Below are 23,418 nucleotides of genomic sequence, written 5' to 3'. Positions count from 1 at the left end.
CAACCGTTTCCCGGTCGCGTATCATGGGGAAACGAGGATGCGCTCACATGAAATCCGTACTTTTGGCCTATGCCGGAACCCTTGTTTCGTTTCTGGCCGCTGATGCAATCTGGCTGGGATTGGTGGCCCGCACCTTCTATCGCGATCAACTTGGGGCCCTGATGCTGCCCTCGCCGAATTTCGCGGTCGCCGCGCTCTTTTATCTCTTCTTCGCCGCAGCGATCGTGATTCTGGCCGTGATGCCGGGCATGAAGGCCAATTCATTGCCACTGGCTCTCGGCTATGGCGCCGTTCTCGGCCTTGCGGCCTACGGGACCTATGACATCACCAACCTGGCGACACTAAAGGGCTGGCCTCCGGTGGTATCGCTGGTCGACATGGCCTGGGGGACGTTCGTGACTGCCTTGGCTGCCGGTTGCGGGTTTCTCGCGGCCCATTACTACGCCGGCCAGACCGGCTGATCGAGCCACAATCGGTAAGCGACGTGTAACAATTTCAGCCCTCGTTAAATTTTTAAGGAATGTTTTCAAAGGATTGCAACATCCCTGAACAATTCTGTGTCAAATCGGTCATTGCCTCGGGAGAAAGGTGGTGCCGAACCCCATCGGCAAGGCAAGCCGGACCTTTGGTCCACTGCCCGCCGCAATCGAGGAACGGGTGATGCAGAATTCGACGATGTACGCGACGGTTAGCTCGAAACTGTATGAGCAGCGCTTCGAGCGCTTCGCCATCGGTCAGGCGGGAACGCTGATGGCCGTTCGCCCTGCACTCGGCGGTGTATCGACCCGAACCTGCAAGATGGTGGAAATCTCCCGCGGTGGCGCCAGCTTCATCGTCAACACGACGATCGGCTTGCCGGAACACTATTATCTGACCATCGTCGGCACCAAGAAGCGCATCGGATGCGCCGAGGTTTTTCGCCGGGATAACCAGATCCAGGTTCATTTCATCAAGCCGATCGACGAAGAATTTCTCCACCAGATCGTCCGCTTCGAATTCTTCACCGGCGGCGAATTGAAGAAGCACTGATACATGCCTGTCTCCGGCAGTGCTTTTCACTGCCGGTTTCCCGTTTCCTTGACGATGAAACATCGCTAGTCTCCGCCGCGATTTAATCCATCGTCAGGCCGATCCAGCATGTCCGCATTTTCCCGCTTCACCCCACTCGTCTCCTCCCTGCCCTCCACCATCCCCTTTGTCGGACCTGAAGCGATCGAGCGCCAGCGCGGCCGCGCCGTATCGGCACGGATAGGCGCGAACGAAAGCGGTTTCGGACCTGCGCCGTCTGTCCTTGAGGCAATGACGGCTGCGGCAACCAGCGTCTGGAAATACAATGATCCGGAAAATTTCGAACTGAAGGAAGCGCTGGCCCGTCATCTCGGCATTTCCGCCAACAATCTTGCGATCGGCGAAGGCATCGACGGCCTGCTCGGCCAGATCGTCCGGCTGGTGATCGAACCGGGCATGCCGGTGGTCACCTCGTTCGGCGGCTACCCGACGTTCAATTTCCATGTTGCAGGTCATGGCGGCCGGTTGGTGACAGTGCCTTATGCGAATGACCGCGAAGACCTAGAAGGCCTGCTGGAGGCAGTCCGGCACGAACAGGCGCCGCTGGTCTATTTCGCCAATCCCGACAATCCGATGGGTAGTTGGCACAGTGCCGAGAGCGTCGTGACTTTCGCAAAGGCCCTGCCGGAGGACTGCCTGCTCATTCTCGACGAGGCTTATGGGGAGACGGCACCGGCGGACACGATCCCGGCCATCGATGCGTTGATCGACAGGCCCAACATCATCCGCACCCGCACATTCTCCAAGGCCTATGGGCTGGCCGGTGCGCGCGTCGCCTATGCGATCGGCACGCCGGGCACGGTGCAGGCCTTCGACAAGATCCGCAACCATTTCGGCATGAACAGGATCGGCACCGCAGCTGCCCTGGCGGCGCTCGCGGATCAGGATTACTTGAGGGAAGTCGTTGAGAAAATCGCGGCAGCGCGCGATAGAATCGCGGGCATCGCGCGTGACAATGGGCTGAAGCCGCTGCCGTCGGCGACGAATTTCGTCACGATCGATTGTGGGGACGACGCAGCTTTCGCGCGCTCGATTGTCGATCGTCTGATGGCCGATCACGGCATTTTCATTCGCATGCCGGGCGTTGCGCCGCTTAGCCGTTGCATCCGGATCAGCACCGGGCCGGAGGCAGACATGGCGCTTCTGGAAGAAGCCTTGCCGAAAGTCCTGAAAGCAGTCGGTCGGCAGTAGGGGGCTGGCCCCATCTTTGGAGGTCTCCGCCCCTACCGTCGTCTGGGGATACGATCATATGTCAATGCATTGTCATCCATTCGCGAGCGGCGCGCAGGGCAAGAGCGAGATCTGTCTTGCTCATCGACATCGCCAGGTCGGCGCGCAGCGCTGCTGCCCGGTCCGAGCCCTTGATCGCTGCAATGTTGAGCCATTTGTGCGCGGCGACGAGATCGACGTCGCAACCACGTCCGGTTGCATACATCAAACCCATTTCGCAGAAGACGTCCGCGCGGTTTTCGCCACCCATCGTGGCAATCGAAGCATTCTGAATGTCAAAGCGTGCCATTTTTTCTGTCCCTGTTTTTAGGTTGTTTACTGTCTGCAGTCCCTGTTTTTGCTGCCCTTTCGGGCTCCTTCGAAGGGCGGCCATCTTGTGCGGCTTTCACCCTTCGGAGGTTTGTCGGCGGGGTGTTTTCCCCTGCTCGTCTTATGGATTTGAGTATGCAGCAGTGGTTTCAATACACGCTTAAAATGCATGATTAATTTGAGACGAACAAAGTTCAAACGATTGGTAAACTTGGCTTTTTGTTAAACATCGGACCGCCTTGAAACGCTGGCTTTTGCTTCAATCTTTACGGAAAATTCAATTCCCGATTTCAACCAATCGCTAACCACGCGAAACGGTGTCTCACCACCAACACCCCGGAAAACCGGGATCGCCCCTCTTCTCGGGCCACGATTTTTCGGCTGCAAATCGTTAAAACGACTGTTTACGTTTACGTCCGCGTAAGTTACTTTTGACGAATTGAGCGGGAGGAGACCGGCTCTGCAAACATATCGACCGGATCGCACGGCAGTCCCTGGCGTTCCGGCGAGCTCTACGGGAGGACCATCATGATCCGTACATTCATTCTGGCAGCTGCCATGACCCTGGCGACAGCAGGCACCGGCTTTAGCGCCGAACCGATCGTCGGCAACTGGAAGACGGCAAGCGGCGAGACCGCTGCCATCAGTTCCTGCGGCGGCGGCTATTGCATCACCCTGAAGACGGGCAAGCATGCCGGCAAGCGAATCGGCAGCATGAAGGGCAGCGGCAATGACTATTCGGGCGAGATCACCGATCCCGCCAACGACAAGACCTATAGCGGCAATGCTTCGATCAGTGGCAGTTCGTTGAAGATGCAGGGCTGCGTGCTGAAGGTTCTCTGCAAGTCGCAGACCTGGACCCGCATGTAATCGACGAACGCCTGGCGGTCCCAGCCGCCGGCTTCCGACACTTTCCTGAACGGCTGGCTGGGCCGTTCAGGTTTCACCGCGCAAGGTCATGACGTTTCATGCATCGGCAGAAGCGATTGACCTGAACAGGCCGCGTGCGCGCAAACGGCGTGATGTCACGGGCATCCGGATCCTCCGCGGCTGGCACACAGCGGCTCCAGTCAAGATCGGGGCAGATTCCCAAAACCTTCTCCATTGAAAATATTGGACTTTCCATTTCTGCCCAATACCGGATCGCTGAATTGCCGTGGCGATTTTACAGCCCGGAACATCGGGAGGTAGAGCGGAAACACCAACGCGATGCGCGAATTTCCCCGCGCCAGTCGGGGCAACGGCTCACAGCAACAAAGTGCGAAGATGAACGGGAGATGAACCGGGGTCTCAGGAAGAGTTCAGTTTGCCTGTGCGAAAAGGTCATCATCGAGTTGAACCCCGATCGACACACAGAACCAAACGGACAAAACCATGGACATTCTCGCCCGCCGCCTCACCATCATCAGCATGCTCATGGTCGTCTTTGCAATGGCACTGGCCGCTGCCGTCAGCGCCGATACCCAGCGCCGCCGCCACCACAACAACTACGTCGGCTCGCTCGCTGACTGTACCGTTCACACCGCGCAATTCTGCGAACAAGCCAAGCTCTAAGGATAAGACGATGTCCGCCCTCCTCCAGTCCGCGAATGTTGCACTGCGCATGCTCGCACTGGCGGGCACGCTGATGGCCCCGATGGGTGTCGTCGCTTACAGCAAGGCGACAGGCCACGGCATCGGCAAGCAGGGCGCCGGCCTCGTTCTCTTCGTCACGCTGCAGCGCCAGTCGATGAGCTGAAACACCGCGTTGCAGCAGCGATTGCCGCACTTGCCTTGACGATCGCCATGCCTTCCTATGAGCCCTGATTAGGAAGGAACGCCATGCCGATCTCTGCATTCGCCATCTACGCCCTTGCGGCACTCGCCGAAATCGCCGGTTGCTTCTCCTTCTGGGCCTGGTTAAAGCTCGACAAGCCGATCTTCTGGCTCCTGCCCGGCATAGCCTGCCTCGCACTCTTCGCCTGGCTCCTCACACTCGTTGATTCTGCCGCGGCCGGGCGGGCCTATGCGGCCTATGGCGGCCTCTATATTGCCGCCTCGCTTGCCTGGCTGTGGATTATCGAGGGCGTGCGGCCGGATCGCTGGGACCTTACCGGCGTGATGCTCGCCTTGGCCGGCACGGTTGTCATCCTCGCCGGGCCGCGCTGAAGAGTCTCCATGTGGACGTCGTTATGACATTCCGATCTTGTCGTTTGCTTGTAAAAAACGCCAACCTATAATGCCGCATGAGCAAACGAATCTCTTCCCTGTCCGCCCTGTCCGTTGCCACGCCAGACCCCTTTGAACCGCAGACGTTCGATGATCCCATCGCCGCTGTCGATGCGCTGTCGGCGCTCTACGAGCGCAACACGAAATTCCTGGTGGATGCCTTCACCGAGCTTGGCCGCACCGGAACGCCGGTCTCGCGCTACCGCGCCTGCTATCCGCAGGTCAGCATCGAAACGAGCAGCTTCAGCCATGTCGATTCGCGCCTGTCCTATGGCTATGTCAGCGGTCCCGGCGTCTATACGACCACTGTCACCCGGCCAAAACTGTTCCGGCACTATCTGAAGGAACAGCTTGGCCTGCTCATCCGCAGCCATGGTGTCGGCGTGACCGTGTCCGAATCGGCGACGCCGATCCCGTTGCATTTCGCGTTTGGCGAGGGCGCCTATGTCGAAGCATCGATGGCCGAGAATATCGACATTCCGCTGCGCGACCTGTTCGATACGCCGGACCTGACGACGACGGACGACGAGATCGCCAACGGCTCCTACGAGCCCGGCCCTGGCGAGCCCTCGCCACTCGCCCCGTTCACGGCGCAGCGTATCGACTATTCGCTCGCAAGGCTCAGCCACTACACGGCGACCAGCGCCACGCATTTCCAGAATTTCGTGCTGTTCACGAACTACCAGTTCTATATCGACGAATTCTGCAACTGGGCGCGCCAGCAGATGGCCGATGGCGGCAATGGCTACACGTCCTTCGTCGAGCCCGGCAATATCGTCACGCAGGCAGGTTCCGACAAGCCGGACTCGGACCTGACGCTTGCCCGTCTGCCGCAGATGCCGGCCTATCACCTGAAAAAGAAGGGCCACGGCGGCATTACCGTCGTCAATATCGGCGTCGGCCCCTCCAACGCCAAGACCATCACCGACCATATCGCCGTTCTGCGCCCGCATGCCTGGCTGATGCTGGGTCACTGCGCCGGCCTGCGCAACAGCCAGACGCTCGGCGACTATGTTCTGGCCCATGCCTATGTGCGCGAGGATCACGTGTTGGACGACGACCTGCCTGTGTGGGTGCCGATCCCGGCGCTGGCGGAGGTGCAGGTCGCCATGCAGGACGCGGTGGCCGAAATCACCGGCTACGAAGGTTACGACCTCAAGCGGATCATGCGCACCGGCACCGTCGCCACCATCGACAACCGGAACTGGGAACTGCGCGACCAGCGCGGGCCGGTCAAGCGCCTGTCGCAATCGCGCGCCATCGCACTCGACATGGAATCGGCCACCATCGCCGCCAACGGCTTCCGCTTTCGCGTGCCCTACGGAACGCTGCTCTGCGTTTCAGACAAGCCGCTGCACGGCGAACTGAAATTGCCGGGCATGGCGACGGCATTCTATAAGACCCAGGTCAGCCAGCACCTGCAGATCGGGATTCTCGCCTTGCAGAAACTCGCCGCCATGCCGCCGGAAAAGCTGCATTCTCGCAAGCTGCGAAGCTTCTTCGAGACGGCGTTCCAGTAACGCTCAGCGACGCGGCGAAAGCAGGATCGACAACAGCGTGCCGGCAACCGCCGAAACGAGAATCAACAGATGCGCGTTGACGCTGGCGCTGGCCAAGAGGTCGAGGCTGGCACCGCGTGGTGGCGCACCGAAAGAAATTGCCCCGGCGGTAATGCCCGCCGGATAGGTGCCGACACCGGCCGGCGCATGCACGGGCAGGACGGATGACAGTTCGCCGCCGAGCGCGCCACCGAAACAGGCGCTGAGCGGCAGCACGCCCATGACAGTCAGCACCCAAGCCAGCACGGCAACCTTGGTCGACCAATTCAGCACCGTCATCAGCCAGGCGCGCACGAAGGCCATGGGAGAGGCCGGCAGTCCCTTCTCGACTTCGGAGAGAAAGCGGCCGAGCTTTTCCGGCAAACGCCGTTGCAGAAGCGCCAGCACCCTGCCCTTCAGCAGGAAAAGCGCCAGCGGCGATACGAGGAATAGTCCCCACAGCAGCCAGCCCAGCATCCGGTCGTCTCGCGCGATGACAAGCCCGACACCGGCGGCAGCAAACAGGGCGTGCAGGTCGAGCAGTCGCATCAGGAGCAATGCCGAGGTGCTCCGCGTCAACGGGATTGAAAACTCCGAGCGCATCAGAATGGGGAAGCTGGTTTCCCCCGCCCGGAACGGCAGCATGATGTTGAGCAGGTTATGCACCTGCGTTACCCGCAGCAGCGTCAGAAAGCGGCCACGCGTCTCCGCCGGGAAATAATCGTAGATCCGGTAGCAGCGGATGAAATAGGTGCCGACCAGTAGCACGAGCGCCGAAAGCACGGGAAAAAGGCCGATATCGGCCCACTCTTGCAACAGGACTGGCCATCCCCATATCCACTGGATGAAGGCGGCATAGGCGATGACGGCCATCAGAGAGATGATGGTCATCCTATTGCGGACGAGCCAGCTATCCCGGCTGGCATCCTCTGCTGCATTCATCTATTTGCTACTTTCCTGTCCAGTGCTATGGGACGGCTGGTTATCACGATAAGCCGGGCGAGAGAACCTGCAGCGTTTTTAAAGGGTTTGATTTTGGATCCCATCTTGCAAGCAAACAGGGCGGAGACCGGTACCGAAACGGCGATCGAACTGTCCGTGGTCGTGCCGATCTACAATGAAGAGGAAAGCGTCGGCCCGCTGGTTCAGCGCATTCGCGACGCCATGGCAAATTTCGGCCGCCCCTGGGAACTGATCCTTGTCGATGACGGCAGCACCGATGCGACGCTCCTGAACGCCCGCAAGGCACTTTCGGATTCGAGCCTGCGCCTGAAGATCGTCGAACTTCAGCGCAATTTCGGCCAGACGGCGGCCATGCAGGCGGGCATCGATACGGCGGTCGGAAGGCTGATCGCCACGCTCGACGGCGACCTGCAGAACGATCCCAAAGATATTCCGGCCATGGTCGCCGCGATCGAAGAGCGGGAACTCGATCTTCTCGTCGGCTGGCGCAAGAACCGGCAGGACGGCCTGCTGCTGCGCAAAATCCCCTCCTGGTGCGCCAATTACCTGATCGGCAAGATCACCGGCGTGAAGCTGCACGATTATGGCTGCAGCCTGAAGGTCTATCAGGCCTCGATCATCAAGCAGGTCAAGCTGATGGGCGAAATGCACCGCTTCATCCCGGCCTGGGTGGCCGGTGTCGTGCCGTCGAGCCGGATCGGCGAAATGCCAGTCACCCACCATGCGCGTCAGCACGGTACGTCGAAATACGGCATTTCGCGGACCTTCCGGGTCATCCTCGATCTGCTGTCAGTGCTGTTCTTCATGCGCTACAAGGCGCGGCCGGGCCATTTCTTCGGCTCGATCGGGCTTGCGGCCGGCGGCATCAGCGCGCTGATCCTGTTCTATCTGTTCATCGAGAAGTTCATCTTCGGCAACGATATCGGCGGCAGACCGCTGTTGATCGTCGGCGTCATGCTGTTCCTGTCGTCGGTCCAGCTGATCACCACCGGCATCCTTGCCGAGATGATGGCGCGGCTCTATTCCGGCGAGAACGACACGCCGCCCTATATCGTCCGCAAAGTCTTCGATACGGACGGCACCGGCGCCTGACGTTCCGATTCAAGCGGCTGGCGCTGGCTCGGTTCCAACCAGCAGCTTCAATTCGCCCGGATGGACGCGCAAGGCCACATCGCGTCCGATCGGCAGCAGTTCTCCGTCGATGACGCAATTGATCTTGTGGCGCGCGCGCGGGAAATGCAGATCGACCGAGGTGACGCTCATCTCGGTGATCAACGGGCTCTCACGGAATTTGCCGCGCAGGATATCGAAGGTCAGCTTGGCCACACCGGCGGGCTTCAGCGGTGGCGCGGTGTAGAAGCCGAGATGACCGCCGGTCACATCGTCGGCATACATCAGCGCATTCGGGCCGAAATGGTTGTTCGACACGGAGATGGCCGAGACCTCGCGCTTTTCGCGGACGCCATCCACCTCGAACTCGATATCGAATTCCGGTGGATTGAGCATGACGCCGACCGCAGCCCGCGTGCTGGCGCGAATCTTTCCAAGCCTTGAGGCAAACGTGTAGGATTCGCGATAACGCACCATGCGGGCATGCAGCCCCATGGAAAACTGGTGGACGAAGGCACGGCCGTCGGCACTGCCGATATCGCCATCCACCACCTTGCCACCTGCCAGCACATCCAGCACCTTCCAGATATCCAGCGGCAGCTTCAGCGCCCGGGCAAACAGGTTCATCGTTCCGGCGGGCACCACGCCAAGCGGAATGCCATTCTGCCAGGCAACACCGGCGGCCGATGAAATCGTTCCGTCTCCTCCGCCCGCGATCATGGCATCCAGATCGTCCCGCCTTGCGGTCTTTTCCAGGGCATCGCTCATCTCGCTGCCTTCAACGACGGCAATTTCGATGTCATGTCCCGCACCCCGGAAAATTTCTTCCGCCTTTGCGCCATAAGCCTCCATGTCCGTCGTGCGGAACGTGCCGCCATCGCGGTTGAAAATGGCCTTGATCTTCATGCATTACCCTTGGATTGTGCGGTGCAGAACTCCTCATATAGGGCGGCCACATCCCATTTGCAGGTCTGCACAAATGCCGATGGGCCAAATCCCGACGAGGAGTTGTCACGGCTTCGCCATGCGGCTATGTCCTCCACTCGCGGCTCAACTACCATCGGAACCGGGCGGATAGAGGCATGAATTTTCTGGTCAGGCGTCTCCAGACGCATTCCTCCGCGTTCCTCCTGTTCATTGCGGCCTATTTTACGCTGAATCTGATCGTCCGCCTGTCGCTGCCCAACTCGCTCGAAATGGACGAGGCCGGACAGATCCTGATGAGCCAGTGGTATGCGCTCGGCTACGATACCCAGCCACCGTTCTTCAATTGGGTGCAGCATCTGGCCATCGATGCCATCGGTCAGTCGCTTTTCGCACTCAGCCTCGTCAAGAACCTGTTCCTGTTCCTGAGCTACGTGTTCTACTACATGGCCGCTCGCGAGGTGCTGACCGGCAGGGGATTGGCGGCCGCTGCCGCTTTGGGATTGCTCACCATTCCGGAAATCGGCTGGCTGGCGCAACGTGACCTGACGCATTCGAATGCCTCGCTCTTTGCCGCCTGCCTGCTTCTCTACGGCCTGTTTCGCACGCTCAACCGCCCGACCGCTCTTTCCTACGCCATAACCGGCATAGCCATCGGCCTCGGGCTCCTGTCCAAATACAATTTCTCCATTCTCTGTTTGTGCGCCTTCGTCGCCGTCCTTGCCATGCCGGCCTATCGGCAGCGCATCCTTGACTGGCGCATTTTGATCACCGCCGGCATCGCCATCCTGATCACGCTGCCGCATGCGCTGTGGCTGATGCAGAATTTCGAGGTCGCCTCGCATGACACGGTCAACAAGCTGGAGACCGGCGGACAGGATGGCGCATTGCTGCAGATCGGGCGTGGTCTTTCGGAGTTGCCGCTGACCGTCCTGAGTTTCTGCGCCCTGACCGTTGTTATCTTCGCGTCCGTAGCTGGCAGCCGCTTCCGGCCAAGCCTGCGAATGCAAAACGATCGAATCCGACTGGTTGAAATCATGTTCGGCGTGCTGTTGGTCTTCCTGCTGTTCCTGATCTTCTTCGTCGGAACGGCCGAACTAAAAGCCCGCTGGGTTTCCCCCGCCCTGTTCATGATGCCGCTCTATCTCTGCCTGAAGCTCGATGCGCACGGGATCGACGAAGCCAGCTTTCTGAAACGCTTCGTGCCGGTAATCCTGCTGCTGATGGTATTGATCCCGGCATCGCTCGTATTGCGGATCGTTGCGGCCGGGCCGATGAACACGCATCCCAAGCTGACGGTGCCCTATCAGGCCTTTGTTTCCGATATCGTCGCCAAGCCGGCGATCGACCCTGCGCTGGTCGTGGCGGAAGATGCTTTTCTCGCCGGGAATCTCCGGATGCAGCTTCCCCGAACGCCGGTCGATACGGAGACATACCGGCTCTACAATCCGCCTTTCGACTGGTCGCAGGACAGGCCCATCCTGCTGGTCTGGCGCGCGGGCGACCAGACCGTCGCCCAGGTTCCGGCAAAACTCGAAAATCGCCTGAGACAGCGTATCGGGACCGTGCCGCCGCTGGAGCCGCAGATCGTTGCGCTGCCCTATATCTATGGCAGCGACGGCGATACGTTCCGGTTCGGTTATGCCTGGGTGCGCAAACCCTGATTGACCGCCTTTGTCATGCGGCAGCCTGCTGCATGATATTCTCATCGCCCCAACGCTTCATCGCCATGATCACCGGCTCCAGGCTGCGTCCGCGTGCCGTCAAGCAATAATCGACCCTTGGCGGGACAACGGCAAAGACAGTCCGCTCGATCAGTCCATCGGCCTCCAGTTCGCGCAGTTGCTTGGTCAGCATGCGCTGCGTGACATTCTGCAGGCGGCGGCGCAATTCGTTGAACCGCATCGTGCCATCCAGCAGGTGATAGAGGATCACGCCCTTCCACTTGCCATCGATGAGATTGAGCACACCCTCGACCGGACAGCCGGGAGAGCAATCGAGCTTGTCGTGACGAATACGTGCCATTTCACGGTATCCTTTTTGATACTATATACAGTTTATGTGCATTCTTGCGCTTCCTGAACATAATGCGCATCTAGCTTCCATTCAAACTCGAAGGAGCAAACCATGCGCGCTGTCGCCTACAAGATCCCCCAGGCCATTTCCGCCGAAACATCCCTGATCGATGTGGACCTGCCCGTCCCCACGCCTGAAGGCCGGGATCTGCTGGTCGAGATCAAGGCTGTTTCCGTCAACCCTGTGGACACCAAGGTCCGTGCCGGCTCCAAGCCGGAATCGGACCAATTGCGAGTCCTCGGCTTCGACGCCGCCGGGATCGTCAAGGCGGTCGGTCCGGGCGTAAAACTGTTCCAGCCCGGCGATGCGGTCTTCTATGCCGGTGCCATCAACCGGCCGGGCTCGAACGCCGAATTTCACCTCGTCGACGAACGCCTCGTCGGCAAGAAACCGGAAACGCTGGATTTCCCGGCCGCCGCCGCCCTGCCGCTGACGGCCATCACCGCCTGGGAAATGCTGTTCCATCGCCTGAAGGTCAACGATCCCGTGCCCGGCGCAAACGCCATCCTGATCGTCGGCGGCGCCGGCGGTGTCGGCTCGATCGCCATCCAGCTGGCACGGACGCTGACCAACCTCACGGTCATCGCCACGGCGTCGCGTCCGGAAACGCAGAAATGGGCCTATGATCTCGGCGCCCACCATGTGATCGACCATTCCAAGCCGATTGCTCAGGAGATCGAACAGCTGGCGCTCGGCGCACCCGGCTTCGTCTTTTCGACGACCAACACCAAGGACCATATCGGCGAGATCATCAACCTGATTGCGCCGCAGGGCCGCTTCGGGCTGATCGACGATCCAGAAGCGCTCGATGTCGTTCCCTTCAAGCGCAAGTCGGTCTCCGTCCACTGGGAACTGATGTTCACACGCTCGCTGTTCCAGACCAAGGACATGCAAGAGCAGCACAATCTGCTGAACGAAGTTTCGCGCCTCGTCGATGCCGGCAAGATTCGTTCGACGGTGACGGAGAGCCTCGGAGCGATCAACGCGGCAAACCTGAAAAAGGCGCATGCGCTGATCGAAAGCGGTCGCACGAAGGGCAAGCTGGTGCTGGCCGGATTCTGACCCAGGGTTCGGTGTTCACATGAGGTCTTTGTGCAGTTCCCACGGGAACGTGTACTCTGCCACGCCCTGCGTAAACAGGAGACAGCGCGGCACATCGAACCACCTCCCAAGCCGGTGACGCCGCGCTGCCCTTGGGAACCCCAGCTTCCGTGTTGAGGCGGAGCGCGGTTCCGGGGGCAGTCACCTCACCTGCCACCGGAGACAACCATGCCTGCCTTCATTGCCACCCTCGTCAATTCCCGTGCGTTCGGCTACATCGCGCGCACGATTCTCACCTATATGTTCTGGGCCAGCGGCCTCGCCAAACTGCTCGACTTCAACGCCGGCGTGGCCGAAATGGCCTACTTCGGACTGGAGCCTGCGCCACTTTTCAATATCGCCGTCGCCATCACGCAGCTCGGCGGCTCGGCGCTGATCATCGCCAATCGCTGGACCTGGCTCGGCGCCGGCGCGCTTGCCGTCTTCACCGCCCTCACCATCCCGATCGCCCACACGTTCTGGACCATGCAGGAACCGATGCGGACGCTAGAATTCTATGTCGTGATGGAACACATCACGGTCATCGGCGCGCTGATGGTCGTCGCCTGGAAGTCCGCTCCAGTACAGAACGCTGTTCCGGCCCCGGCGCTTGCCGCGCGAAGCAACGCCTGACACTGGCCCCAGATACTGACCAATGAGACGCTGCGGAGCCAAGCCCACAGGGTCTCATTTCGGTTCCGGCAGTTTCAACGTGCCGCCGGTCTTGATCGTGCGGATGGCGAAATTCGAGCGGATGTCCGAAACACCCGGCAGGGCCAGCAAGGTCTGCGTCAGCAGTGTTTCATAGGCGGCCAGATCCTCGACCACCACCTCGGCCAGAAAATCGGCACTGCCCGAAATCAGAAAGCAGGACACCACCTCCGGAATGGCCAAGAGGGCATCCTGTTGTGACAGCGCGTTTTCCTGGCTGTGGCGGCCGACCTTGATCTCGACGAAGACGGTCAGCCCCAATCCCACCTGCTTGCGGTCGATATCGGCGCGATAGCCGCGCAACACACCGGACTTTTCGAGATTGCGGATGCGCCTCAGACAGGGAGACGGTGACAGGTTGACCCGTTCGGCGATCTCCACATTTGTCGCCCGCGCGTCCTCCTGGAGGATGCGAAGGATGGCAATATCGAATTTATCAAGACTTGGCATTTCTGCAAACCTTCAAAGCCAAAATTGGCAGATGATTGCGCACAGCATAAACTCTGCGGCATTCTTCGCAAGGACATGCCTCGGCCTCTGGCGCTAGATTTTCTTCCGAGGAAACGGATTTCCGTTTCGAACAGAAAGGATAGCCGCCATGAATACGCTCGCCTTCACCCGCACCGCCGCCCCTTCGACATCGGCCGGTTACATCGGTGGCATCGTCACCGTCCTGATCTGGGCAAGCTGGATCCTTGCCACCCGGCACAGCGCGGCGACGCCGCTCGGCACGATCGACATCGGCCTGATCCGCTACGGCGTTCCCGCGATCGTGCTGGCGCCGGTCTGGTGGCGCATCGGACCGCTGCCGAAGGGCGCGCCGCTTCATCTGCTGCTGTTGATGGTCGCTGGCTCCGGCGCGCTGTTCTTCCAGTTGACCACCTATGCCATCCACCAGACACCGGCGGCATCGGCCGGCATCCTGCTCGGCGGCTCCATGCCGCTGGCGGCCGCGCTGATCGGGGTCTTCCTGTTCAAGGAGCGGCCGGACCGCAGCCGCTGGCTCGGCCTTGGCGCCATTCTCCTCGGTGTCGGCATCCTGCTCTACAGCAGCCTGTCTAACGCCGGCATCCCATGGACGAGCTTTATCCTGCTGCCATCCGCCGCCCTGCTCTGGGCCAGCTATACCCACGCTTTCAAGCGCTCCGGACTAACGGCCGTCGAGGCCGGTGCCATCATCGCCTTCTGGTCTGCACTGATCCATGTCGGCCTGGTGCTGGTCTACGGAACCTCGCTTGCCGTCACGCCGGCGACCGAGATTGCACTGCAAGTGCTGAGCCAAGGTGTGTTGTCCGGACTGACCGCGATGGTAGCCTATGGCACCGCCGTGCGAGTCCTGGGTGGCACGCAGGCAGCCGCCTTCACGGCGATCACCCCGGTTCTCGCAACATTGGGCGGCGGAATTCTGCTCGGCGAACAGATCGGGCCGTTCGAAATCGGTGCGGCCGTCATCACGGGACTTGGCGTGGCGCTATCAACCGGCCTTTTCTCGGCCAAGCGCTGATCGGGGCGCAACATGAGGAAAGCAGCGGCCCGGTCAATCCGGGCCGTCATCGTGCAGAAGTTCAGGCCTGCAGCACGACCACGCGACCGCCGACGGCGACGCGTTCGTAGAGATCGACGACATCGTGGTTGAGCATGCGCACGCAACCGCTCGACATGGCCTGTCCGATCGACCAGGGCTGGGTGGTGCCATGGATGCGGAACATCGTGTCGTTGCCGTTCTGGTAGAGATAGATCGCCCGCGCGCCGAGCGGGTTGTTCGGGCCACCGGGCACGCCGCCGGCATATTTCAGGTTCCTTCCTGGGTCGCGGCGGATCATGTTGTCGGTGGGCGTCCAGGATGGCCACTCCGCCTTGCGGCCGATATAGGCCGAGCCCGCCAGCGCATAACCATTGCGGCCGACGCCGATGCCGTAGCGCATCGCCTGCCCGTCGCCGAGGATATAGTAGAGCCGCCGCGCCGGCGTATCGACGACGACGGTACCGGCATCATGTTTCGTCGCATAAGCCACCTGCTGGCGGCGCAGTTCCGGCTTGATCTTGTCCAGCGGCATGGCCGGCATCGGAAACTTCTCGTCCGGCTTCGCCGCATAATTGACCGCATGGTTCGGCCCATTGGTGGCGCAGCCGGCCAGAAGAGCGGATACGCCAAGAAGAAGGCTACGGCGGGTAAGCGACATCGAGAGTTTCCTTAACATCCGGTTGATGCGACCGAAATTAAGGAAAACATGGTTAATGGCGGGTTAAGCGCGTTGAAATTGCGTACGATTTGGATGTTCGCGCGTCTGCAATGACGATCAACAGCAAACGCAGGTGTTTGTTGGCGGGCTCAAAGTGTCCTCCGTCATTCCTGTGCCCGTCACAGGAATCCAGTCACCGCGCGTCCGCGCGGTGAAAGAACCACTTCAGAAAACATCATCAGCCAGGAGTCTTTCGCGCCGCTGAAGCGGCGCGGCTGGATCCTCGCCACAAGGGCGAGGATGAGGGAGAGTAAAGAGTTGCCGCCCGCCGAATAACAGCGGCCGGCATCTGCCTTACATATTCGGATAGACCGGCCCTTCGCCGCCCTGCGGGGGGACCCAGTTGATGTTCTGGTTGGGGTCCTTGATATCGCAGGTCTTGCAGTGGACGCAGTTCTGGGCGTTGATGACGAAGACGTCCTGGCCGTCCTTCTCCACCCATTCGTAGACACCGGCCGGACAGTAGCGGGTCGAGGGACCGGCGAAGATGTCGTGCTCGGAGCGCTTCTGCAGGTCCGGGTCCTTCACCTTGAGATGGACAGGCTGATCCTCCTCATGGTTGGTGTTGGACAGGAAGACCGAGGACAGGCGGTCGAAGGTCAGGACTCCGTCCGGCTTCGGATAATCGATCTTCTTGTGCTGCGAGGCCGGCTCCAGGCTCTGCGCGTCGGTCTTGCCGTGCTTCAGTGTGCCGAAGAAGGAAAAGCCGAACAGCTGGTTGGTCCACATGTCGAGACCGCCGAGCGCGACGCCAGCAGCCGTGCCGAACTTCGACCAGAGCGGCTTGACGTTGCGAACCCGCTTCAGGTCCTGGCCGATGGCGCTGTCGCGCCAGCCGTTCTCGATCTCTATCACCTCGTCATTGGCGCGGCCGGCGGCGAGCGCCTCGGCGAGCTTCTCGGCGGCGAGGATGCCCGACAGGACGGCATTGTGGCTGCCCTTGATGCGCGGCACGTTCACGAAGCCGGCCGAGCAACCGATCAGCGCACCGCCCGGGAAGGTCAGTTTCGGCACCGACTGGTAACCGCCCTCGGTGATGGCACGGGCACCATAGGAAATGCGCTTGCCGCCCTCGAACGTGCCTCTGATGGCGGGGTGCGTCTTGAAGCGCTGGAACTCCTCGAACGGGAAGAGATAGGGGTTCTTGTAATTGAGATGCACGACGAAGCCGACGGCAACCATATTGTCTTCGAGATGGTAGAGGAACGACCCGCCACCAGTCTTCATGCCGAGCGGCCAGCCGAAGGAGTGCTGCACCAGACCCTGTTTGTGGTTCTCCGGCTTCACCTGCCAGAGCTCCTTGATGCCGATGCCGAATTTCTGGGGCTCGCGATCCTTGGAAAGCTCATACCTGGCGATCAGCTGCTTGGCGATCGAGCCGCGCACGCCCTCGCCGATCAGCGTATACTTGCCGAGTAGCGCCATGCCGCGGGCATAGTTCGGGCCGGGCTCGCCGTTCTTCTCGATGCCCATGTCGCCGGTGGCGACGCCGATGACGGCGCCTTCGTCATTGTAAAGCACTTCCGCCGCGGCAAAGCCCGGATAGATCTCGACACCAAGTTCCTCCGCCTTTTTGGCGAGCCAGCGACAGACATTGCCGAGCGAGACGATGTAATTGCCGTGATTGTTCATCAAGGGCGGCATGGCGAAGTTCGGCAGGCGCAGCGAACCGGCCGGGCCGAGCAGCAGGAACTGGTCGTCCTTCACCTCTGTCTTGAAAGGATGGCTGTCATCCTCGCGCCAGTCGGGCAGCAAGCGGTCGATGCCGATGGGATCGACGACGGCGCCGGACAGAATATGCGCGCCGACTTCCGCCCCCTTCTCCAGCACGACAACCGAAAGCTCCGGATTGACCTGCTTCAACCGGATCGCCGCCGACAGACCCGCAGGCCCCGCACCAACGATCACAACGTCGAATTCCATGCTTTCGCGTTCGGGAAGGTCTTGTCCGTCGCTCATCTTATCGTCTCCAGTCACACCCGGCTATTTTGCGCGGTTTTGTTCCCAATTCTTGTCTTCCGTCATGGCAAATGCGGCCCCACTTGTCGAGCCAGTCTGCGACGGCAGCCGACCGCATTTGCGCATGACATGATGCCGCAGGATACAAATATATGACGTGAACGTAAACGTCGTATTTTCCACAGCGGTTTGGACGATGGGACCGAAATCCGGGGGGCCGCCAAATCGAGGCGCCAACCCGCCTTGCTTTTGCCGGCTCCCCATGCGAGGAGGCGCCCTTCAAAATTTAAGTTGATGCAGTTGCTGCCTTAAGCAGCTGCCAAATTCCTGCCTTAAGAAGCGATGCAGAGGTTCCGCGAGAGCGTGGCGCCTTAGCTTGCGATTGCGGGATCAAAACTGGAGACAACCATGGCCAAGGCACTCGGCTTCGATTTCGGCACGACCAATTCGGTTCTGGCCGCTTCGCATGGCGACACGACGCAATCGCTGACATTTACGAGTGATGCCGGAACGACCGATTCGATGCGAACCGCCCTGTCCTTCATGAAGCACGCGCAGCTGGGTGCCGCCGCCGTGAAGATCGAGGCCGGCCAGGCGGCGATCCAGCAGTTCATCGACAATCCCGGCGATGCGCGCTTCCTGCAGTCGATCAAGACCTTTGCCGCCAGCCCCCTCTTCCAGGGCACGCTAATCTTTGCCCGCCGCAACAGCTTCGAAGACCTGATGCGCTCCTTCGTCAATCGGCTTGCGGATTACGCCGGTGACGGCTGGCGCGATGATTACAAGCGCATCGTCGTCGGCCGGCCGGTCCGGTTTGCCGGCACCAGCCCGGACGAAAATCTGGCGCTGGAGCGTTACGCCCGCGCCTTGTCCTCCTTCGACTTCCCCGAGATCCATTATGTCTACGAGCCGGTCGCGGCCGCCTTCTACTTCGCCCAGAACCTGAAGAAAGACGCGACGGTGCTGGTCGCCGATTTCGGCGGCGGCACCACCGACTATTCGATTATCCGCTTCGAAAGCCATGCGGGCAAGCTGACGGCGGTTCCCGTCGGCCATTCAGGCGTTGGCGTCGCCGGTGACCATTTCGATTTCCGCATCATCGACACGGTGGTTTCGCCGCTGATCGGCAAGGGCAGCCAATTCAAGAGCTTCGACAAGCTTCTCGACGTACCCACCAGCTATTACGCCAATTTCGGCCGCTGGAACCAGTTGTCGATCTTCAAGACGCTGAAGGATTTCACTGATCTGAAGCAGCTCGTGCGCTCGGCCGTCGAGCCGGAAAAGCTCGAAGCCTTCATCGAACTTGTTGACCACGACGAGGGCTACCCGCTCTACCAGGCGATTTCGGCCACAAAGATGCGGCTGTCTCAGGCGGAGGAAACGGAGTTCTTCTTCAAGCCGCTGGGAGAGAAGAGCCGGCAGACGGTGCGCCGCAGCGATTTCGAAAGCTGGATCGCGCCGGATCTTGCCCGCATCGAGGAAGCGCTGGACGAGGTACTGGTCACGACCAACACCTTGCCAAAAGGAATCGACAAGGTGTTCCTCACCGGCGGCACCTCCTTCGTGCCGGCCATTCGCCGCATCTTCGAAAACCGCTTTGACCGCGACCGCATTGAAAGCGGCGGCGAACTTCTGTCGATCGCTCATGGTCTCGCACTGATCGGCGAACGGGATGATATCGAGCACTGGACGGCGATGGCAGCCTGATCGGACAACACGCCGGAGAAGAATGGCAGTTTTCGCTTTCCCGGCCGCCTGCCCTTCTGTAGAAGCTTACCCATGATCTCCAGCGACAGGATGAGCCCGGCCGAACTTGCCGCCCTTCTGCATTTCCATGCCGAAGCGGGTGTCGAATGGCTGCTGGAAGACGATCCCATCGATCGCTTCGCCGAATTCGAGCTGGCCAAGGCTGCACGCGGACAGGCGCCAGTCGTGCAGAGACCGCAGGCCTTCGAGCGCAATGATGCCTCTTCGGCGCCGCCCGCCCGTGAAAACGGCAATCGCGCGGTTGCCAAGGCAGCGGCTCCAACCGCCGCGACCCCGCAGGCCGCCATTCCGCACGAACAGGCGATCGCGGAAGCGCGCTTTGCCGCCGAATCCGCCCGCTCGCTGTCGGAATTGAAAAGCGCGATGGAGGTCTTTTCCGGCTGCAACCTGAAGAACAGCGCCCGCAACATGGTCTTTGCCGACGGCAATGCATCGGCCGGCATCATGGTAATCGGCCCGGTGCCGAATGGAGACGACGACCGCGACGGCATCCCCTTCTCCGGCAAGCAGGGCCAGATGCTGGAGCGCATGCTGGGGGCGATCGGGCTCGACCGGACGTCCGTGCTCATGACCAACATCATTCCCTGGCGCCCGCCGGGAAACCGGCAAGCATCGGTCCGTGAGACCGATATCTGCCGCCCCTTCATCGAACGCCAGATCGCGCTGGCCGAGCCCCGCCACCTGCTCGTCCTCGGCAATTTCGCCTGCCGCTTCTTCTTCGGCGGCAATGACACGATCCATCATATGCGCGGCGAATGGCGTGACGTCTCGATCGGCGGCGCGACCGTTCCCGCTCTTGCCACCCTGCATCCACAGGACCTGATGTCTGCCCCCGGCAGCAAGCGGCTCGCCTGGCAAGACCTTCTGGCCTTCCGCGCCCGGATTCGTGGTTAAGGTCCTGTTTCAGGACGCCTGCCCGATTTGTGAACAAACGATGAAGAAAGCCATGCGGATTGCGCATACCAGCAACGCGCATGCGTCCGTTGCGGAATCGATGCTGCGGTGCAATATGAGAAGCACGGGAGGAATGGAATTAAGGAACTGAACCATGACGACCCGTTTTCGCCCCCTGCATTCGAGCTTCGAAACGCTCCGCCACGCCGGCTCGGCTCTGCGCACGCCTTTCAACAGCTTCGGCTCGGCTGCGAACGAGCAGATGACTGCGGCAGGCTACGTCCACCGGACCCGCCCGACCCAGATCTTCGCGGAATTCATCCAGCGCTAAACTGACAGGACCGGCGCGCAAGAGCGCGCGCCACGTCCACGTCTGAAGGGAATCCGATCATGTCAGCATCCATCCGCTCGCTCCGGTTCCTCATCGCCGATATCGGTACCGCTGTGCGCGCCTCGCGCGAATATACGCGCCTCAGCCGGGAATGCCCGGTGGCTAAAGCCGAACGGGCCGCCGCCAGTGGTTTCCTGCCGAAATAACGGCTTTATTTCTTCCAGACTGCCTTCTGCGCCAAGGCCTGTCGCAATCGACAGCGTCAGCGAAATTCGATAGAGCCACACTCGTTTCTTGATTCCAAGAGCGGCGTGCCGGGCAATTCCCTTTTTCTGATCGCGCAATCCGCTCCAGACTCATCTTCGCGTGTCGACCCGTGGCTTGTGATCCCCATCCTGCTCCGGACGCAAATCGTATCGGAGCGTTCATGCTGGCCAGCCTCAGATCCGTGTTCAGCCTGATGCTCTCGACATCGCTGATGATGGTCGGCTTCGGGCTGGCGAGTTACGTTCTGCCGGTGCGGTCGGTGGCCGAGGGCTGGTCGACGCTGGTCATTTCGTGGATCGCCACTGGCTACACGCTGGGTTTCACCATCTCCTGTGTCATCACGCCGAAATTCGTCGCGCGTGTCGGCCATGTCCGGGTGTTCGCCGCGCTGATCACGCTGCTCAGCGTCGCCATCCTGATGTGCGGGCTGGTGGTGGACTGGCGGGCGTGGATCTTTTTCCGCGCGATTTCCGGCTTTGCGATCTCGGGCAGTTACCTCGTTATCGAAAGCTGGCTGAACGAGCGGGTGACCAATGAAAACCGCGGCATGCTGTTTTCGCTCTACCTCATCACCACCATGCTCGGCACGATCGGCGGTCAGTATCTGGTGCCGCTCGGCGATCCCACCAATTCGTCGCTGTTCATTCTCTGCGGCGTGCTGTTCTCGCTGGCGCTGCTGCCAACCGCCCTCTCCTCCTCCGCCATGCCGGCACCGCCGACGCAGGCCAAGTTCGACGTGCCCGGCCTCTACCGTCGCTCCCCGGTCGCGGTTGTCGGCGCGTTTCTGGCAGGCGCCATGTCGGGTGCTTGGCTCAATCTCGGCGGTGTGTTCACGCAGAAGATCGGCCTCTCGACCGCCGAGGGTGCCACCCTTCTGGCCGCACTTCTCGCCGGAAGCGCTGTCTCGCAGATCCCGATCGGCCGCACCTCCGACAGGATGGACCGGCGCATCGTCATGGTCGGTTGCGGCATTGTCGGGGTGATCTCCTGCCTTGCCATGGTGGCCTTTGTCGGCGCAGGTCCGCTGGTGCTGTATGTGATTGCCGCCTTCGTCGGCTCGGTGCTGTTTCCGATCTATGCGCTGAACGTCGCCCATGCCAACGACCTCGCCCGGCCGAACGAATATGTCGAGGTCTCTTCCGGCATGATGATCACCTACGGCATGGGCACGATCTCCGGCCCGCTGATGGTTGGTCCCGTGATGGACAAATTCGGGCCGGCCTCGCTTTTCCTCGTTCTCGCGATCTATTTCGCGCTCTACGCCGCCTATGCTGCATGGCGTATCGCACAGCGCAGCCAGCATGATGGCCTCGTCGCCAAGACGGATTTTCAGGCCAATACCGTGCCAACACCGGGAACGGAGGCGGTCAATGCCATGAACCAGGCTGCAAGGCCGAATACGGTGATCGAAGACGATACCGCCCCGCCCCGGGCATCCTGATCGTTCTACAGGCTATCCCTGCGGCGTGACGTGCTTGCGCGCGCCCTTGCGCTCCAGGCCGAGTTGGTGCTCGCGGAAAATGATGAAGATGCCGGCCGCGACAACGATCGCCGTGCCGATCAGCATGACGCCCGTCGGCACCTCGCCGAACAGGAAGTAACCGATCAGCAGGCCGAGGATAATCGAGGTGTACTCGAACGGCGCGATCGTCGACATGTCGGCATAACGGTAGCTCTGGGTCAGCAGAATCTGCGCGACACCGCCACAGAAGCCGGCAGCCATCAGCAGAAGGAAGGAATTCCACGGTAGCGGCTCCCAGCCGAACGGCAGCGTCAGCAGCGAGAAGCATGAGGCAGACAGGGAGAAATAGAGCACGATCGTATGTGTTCGCTCTTTCGCAATCAGCTTGCGCACCAGCACCATCGCGACGGCGCCGAGCGCCGCTGATAGAAGAACGGCCAGCGCACCGAGCGCCTCCCCTGAGCCGAAGCCGCCGTCGCGCAGCAAGGTCAGGCGCGGCCATGTGATGATCATAACCCCGACAAGACCGATCAGAACCGCCGACCAGCGATAGACCCGCACCGTCTCCTTCAGGAAAACGGCGGCGAACACAACGGCGAGCAGCGGCATCGCATAGCCGATGGCGATCGCTTCCGGCAGCGGCAGATGCACCAGTCCGTAGAAGCCGAAGCTCATCGCCAGGATGCCGATGAACCCGCGTGCCAGATGACCGACGATATCCTTGGTGTAGAATGCGGTGCGCAGATGCCCCTTCACCGCGAGATAGCCGAGGATCGGCACCATGGCGAAGGCGGAGCGGTAGAAGGTAATCTGCCCGGTGGCGATCTCCGTTCCCGCCGCCTTGATCAGCGTCGACATGCAGACAAAGACGAGTACGGAAAAGACCTTGAGCGCGATGCCCTTCATCGGGTGGGGAAATTCGGCATCCATGCAATCGGACTCGTCAGGCAGGCGGCAGCGGGCCGAAAGTCTATGCAAAACGACGGGCTGCGGGAGATGCGGCGGAGAATCCGTCGCCAGAACAGGGTTACTCTAACGCGCCAGGATCGCAGAAGGGATCAATTTTCGTGATGCGAGCCGGAAATAATTGATGCACGTTCATCGATATCATAGGCTGCTCGTATGGAGACGATGGACCGAATGCACGCAAGCCTCCGGAATTTCTCTGGAAATTTGCGTCGCTTGTGCCAAAAATGCACAGCCGGTTTAACTCTTGTTAGGGCGAATTTCGTAAGTCTCTGATGCAAGTACAGGGAGAGGGACGGATTGGCGCGATGA

At 60.7% G+C, this 23,418-nt stretch carries 26 protein-coding genes; 18 read left to right on the top strand and 8 right to left on the bottom strand.

What is annotated here, in order from left to right; translation table 11 throughout:
• Window positions 1-47 precede the first annotated feature (47 nt).
• The 3 genes from ASG68_RS26655 (at window position 48) to ASG68_RS26645 (ending at window position 2,259) form a co-directional block, all read left to right on the top strand.
• Entirely contained in the window at window positions 48-461 is a 414-nt protein-coding gene (locus ASG68_RS26655; RefSeq protein WP_062576155.1) for a DUF2177 family protein, read from the top strand.
• Between the two features lie 130 nt (window positions 462-591).
• Complete coding sequence (locus ASG68_RS26650; RefSeq protein WP_244484343.1) at window positions 592-1,029, top strand: PilZ domain-containing protein; 438 nt, start codon at window positions 592-594, stop codon at window positions 1,027-1,029.
• 108 nt (window positions 1,030-1,137) lie between these two features.
• Entirely contained in the window at window positions 1,138-2,259 is a 1,122-nt protein-coding gene (locus ASG68_RS26645) for a pyridoxal phosphate-dependent aminotransferase (RefSeq protein WP_062602673.1), read from the top strand.
• Between the two features lie 61 nt (window positions 2,260-2,320).
• Here the strand turns inward: ASG68_RS26645 and ASG68_RS26640 are convergent, their stop codons facing one another.
• Window positions 2,321-2,587: an SEL1-like repeat protein gene (locus tag ASG68_RS26640; RefSeq protein ID WP_062576153.1), complete on the bottom strand. Its 267-nt coding sequence runs from the start codon at window positions 2,585-2,587 to the stop codon at window positions 2,321-2,323.
• Window positions 2,588-3,135: 548 nt separating this feature from the next.
• Here ASG68_RS26640 and ASG68_RS26635 point away from each other — a divergent pair.
• The 5 genes from ASG68_RS26635 to ASG68_RS26620 all read left to right on the top strand — a co-directional run bounded on the left by ASG68_RS26635 (window position 3,136) and on the right by ASG68_RS26620 (window position 6,335).
• Entirely contained in the window at window positions 3,136-3,477 is a 342-nt protein-coding gene (locus tag ASG68_RS26635) for a DUF2147 domain-containing protein (RefSeq protein ID WP_062576152.1), read from the top strand.
• A gap of 504 nt (window positions 3,478-3,981) precedes the next feature.
• The gene (locus ASG68_RS26630; RefSeq protein WP_062576151.1) at window positions 3,982-4,161 is read left to right on the top strand and encodes a hypothetical protein; all 180 of its coding nucleotides are present in this window, start codon (window positions 3,982-3,984) and stop codon (window positions 4,159-4,161) included.
• Between the two features lie 10 nt (window positions 4,162-4,171).
• A complete protein-coding gene (locus ASG68_RS31965; protein ID WP_164491901.1) occupies window positions 4,172-4,345 on the top strand; it encodes a hypothetical protein in 174 nt (57 codons plus the stop codon).
• 89 nt (window positions 4,346-4,434) lie between these two features.
• Window positions 4,435-4,755 (top strand): YnfA family protein, encoded by a 321-nt coding sequence (locus ASG68_RS26625; RefSeq protein WP_062576622.1) that lies wholly within the window; start codon window positions 4,435-4,437, stop codon window positions 4,753-4,755.
• A gap of 77 nt (window positions 4,756-4,832) precedes the next feature.
• On the top strand, window positions 4,833-6,335 hold the full coding sequence (locus tag ASG68_RS26620; RefSeq protein WP_062576150.1) for an AMP nucleosidase: 1,503 nt from the start codon (window positions 4,833-4,835) through the stop codon (window positions 6,333-6,335).
• Window positions 6,336-6,338: 3 nt separating this feature from the next.
• Here ASG68_RS26620 and ASG68_RS26615 read toward each other — a convergent pair whose 3' ends face one another.
• A complete protein-coding gene (locus ASG68_RS26615) occupies window positions 6,339-7,295 on the bottom strand; it encodes a lysylphosphatidylglycerol synthase domain-containing protein (protein WP_062576149.1) in 957 nt (318 codons plus the stop codon).
• A 105-nt stretch (window positions 7,296-7,400) separates the two neighbouring features.
• On the opposite strand from ASG68_RS26615, the gene ASG68_RS26610 reads away from it, so the two are divergent.
• Window positions 7,401-8,408: a glycosyltransferase family 2 protein gene (locus ASG68_RS26610; RefSeq protein WP_200943257.1), complete on the top strand. Its 1,008-nt coding sequence runs from the start codon at window positions 7,401-7,403 to the stop codon at window positions 8,406-8,408.
• A gap of 9 nt (window positions 8,409-8,417) precedes the next feature.
• Here ASG68_RS26610 and ASG68_RS26605 read toward each other — a convergent pair whose 3' ends face one another.
• Window positions 8,418-9,332: a diacylglycerol/lipid kinase family protein gene (locus ASG68_RS26605; RefSeq protein ID WP_062576147.1), complete on the bottom strand. Its 915-nt coding sequence runs from the start codon at window positions 9,330-9,332 to the stop codon at window positions 8,418-8,420.
• Window positions 9,333-9,508: 176 nt separating this feature from the next.
• Here ASG68_RS26605 and ASG68_RS26600 point away from each other — a divergent pair, with 176 nt between their 5' ends.
• Complete coding sequence (locus tag ASG68_RS26600; protein WP_062576146.1) at window positions 9,509-11,014, top strand: glycosyltransferase family 39 protein; 1,506 nt, start codon at window positions 9,509-9,511, stop codon at window positions 11,012-11,014.
• Window positions 11,015-11,027: 13 nt separating this feature from the next.
• On the opposite strand, the gene ASG68_RS26595 is transcribed toward ASG68_RS26600, so the two are convergent.
• A complete protein-coding gene (locus tag ASG68_RS26595; RefSeq protein WP_062576145.1) occupies window positions 11,028-11,375 on the bottom strand; it encodes a winged helix-turn-helix transcriptional regulator in 348 nt (115 codons plus the stop codon).
• 102 nt (window positions 11,376-11,477) lie between these two features.
• Here ASG68_RS26595 and ASG68_RS26590 point away from each other — a divergent pair, with 102 nt between their 5' ends.
• Complete coding sequence (locus ASG68_RS26590; protein WP_062576144.1) at window positions 11,478-12,488, top strand: zinc-binding alcohol dehydrogenase family protein; 1,011 nt, start codon at window positions 11,478-11,480, stop codon at window positions 12,486-12,488.
• 207 nt (window positions 12,489-12,695) lie between these two features.
• Window positions 12,696-13,139 carry a DoxX family protein gene (locus ASG68_RS26585; RefSeq protein ID WP_062576143.1) on the top strand — a complete coding sequence of 148 codons (444 nt, stop codon included), beginning with the start codon at window positions 12,696-12,698 and terminating at the stop codon, window positions 13,137-13,139.
• A 54-nt stretch (window positions 13,140-13,193) separates the two neighbouring features.
• On the opposite strand, the gene ASG68_RS26580 is transcribed toward ASG68_RS26585, so the two are convergent.
• Complete coding sequence (locus ASG68_RS26580; RefSeq protein ID WP_062576142.1) at window positions 13,194-13,667, bottom strand: Lrp/AsnC family transcriptional regulator; 474 nt, start codon at window positions 13,665-13,667, stop codon at window positions 13,194-13,196.
• A 148-nt stretch (window positions 13,668-13,815) separates the two neighbouring features.
• On the opposite strand from ASG68_RS26580, the gene ASG68_RS26575 reads away from it, so the two are divergent.
• Window positions 13,816-14,721: a DMT family transporter gene (locus ASG68_RS26575; protein ID WP_062576141.1), complete on the top strand. Its 906-nt coding sequence runs from the start codon at window positions 13,816-13,818 to the stop codon at window positions 14,719-14,721.
• Window positions 14,722-14,782: 61 nt separating this feature from the next.
• Here the strand turns inward: ASG68_RS26575 and ASG68_RS26570 are convergent, their stop codons facing one another.
• Both ASG68_RS26570 and ASG68_RS26565 read right to left on the bottom strand, forming a co-directional pair.
• Window positions 14,783-15,400, bottom strand: a complete 618-nt coding sequence (locus ASG68_RS26570; protein WP_062576140.1) for a L,D-transpeptidase — start codon at window positions 15,398-15,400, stop codon at window positions 14,783-14,785.
• A gap of 354 nt (window positions 15,401-15,754) precedes the next feature.
• The gene (locus ASG68_RS26565; RefSeq protein ID WP_062576139.1) at window positions 15,755-17,419 is read right to left on the bottom strand and encodes an electron transfer flavoprotein-ubiquinone oxidoreductase; all 1,665 of its coding nucleotides are present in this window, start codon (window positions 17,417-17,419) and stop codon (window positions 15,755-15,757) included.
• 408 nt (window positions 17,420-17,827) lie between these two features.
• Between ASG68_RS26565 and ASG68_RS26560 the strand changes: the two genes are divergently transcribed.
• From ASG68_RS26560 to ASG68_RS26550, 5 genes are all read left to right on the top strand, one after another.
• Window positions 17,828-19,126: an Hsp70 family protein gene (locus ASG68_RS26560; protein WP_062576138.1), complete on the top strand. Its 1,299-nt coding sequence runs from the start codon at window positions 17,828-17,830 to the stop codon at window positions 19,124-19,126.
• Between the two features lie 72 nt (window positions 19,127-19,198).
• The gene (locus tag ASG68_RS26555; protein ID WP_062576137.1) at window positions 19,199-20,080 is read left to right on the top strand and encodes a uracil-DNA glycosylase; all 882 of its coding nucleotides are present in this window, start codon (window positions 19,199-19,201) and stop codon (window positions 20,078-20,080) included.
• A 154-nt stretch (window positions 20,081-20,234) separates the two neighbouring features.
• Entirely contained in the window at window positions 20,235-20,411 is a 177-nt protein-coding gene (locus ASG68_RS31960) for a hypothetical protein (RefSeq protein ID WP_113107384.1), read from the top strand.
• A 59-nt stretch (window positions 20,412-20,470) separates the two neighbouring features.
• Window positions 20,471-20,617, top strand: a complete 147-nt coding sequence (locus ASG68_RS31955; protein WP_164491900.1) for a hypothetical protein — start codon at window positions 20,471-20,473, stop codon at window positions 20,615-20,617.
• 221 nt (window positions 20,618-20,838) lie between these two features.
• Window positions 20,839-22,119 carry an MFS transporter gene (locus ASG68_RS26550; protein ID WP_062576136.1) on the top strand — a complete coding sequence of 427 codons (1,281 nt, stop codon included), beginning with the start codon at window positions 20,839-20,841 and terminating at the stop codon, window positions 22,117-22,119.
• Between the two features lie 12 nt (window positions 22,120-22,131).
• On the opposite strand, the gene ASG68_RS26545 is transcribed toward ASG68_RS26550, so the two are convergent.
• Entirely contained in the window at window positions 22,132-23,070 is a 939-nt protein-coding gene (locus ASG68_RS26545) for a DMT family transporter (protein ID WP_062576135.1), read from the bottom strand.
• Window positions 23,071-23,418: the final 348 nt, after the last annotated feature.

It is taken from the genome of Rhizobium sp. Leaf453, from assembly GCF_001425605.1.
Taxonomy (GTDB): domain Bacteria; phylum Pseudomonadota; class Alphaproteobacteria; order Rhizobiales; family Rhizobiaceae; genus Pararhizobium.
This window is presented reverse-complemented; position numbering and strand designations above follow the sequence as displayed.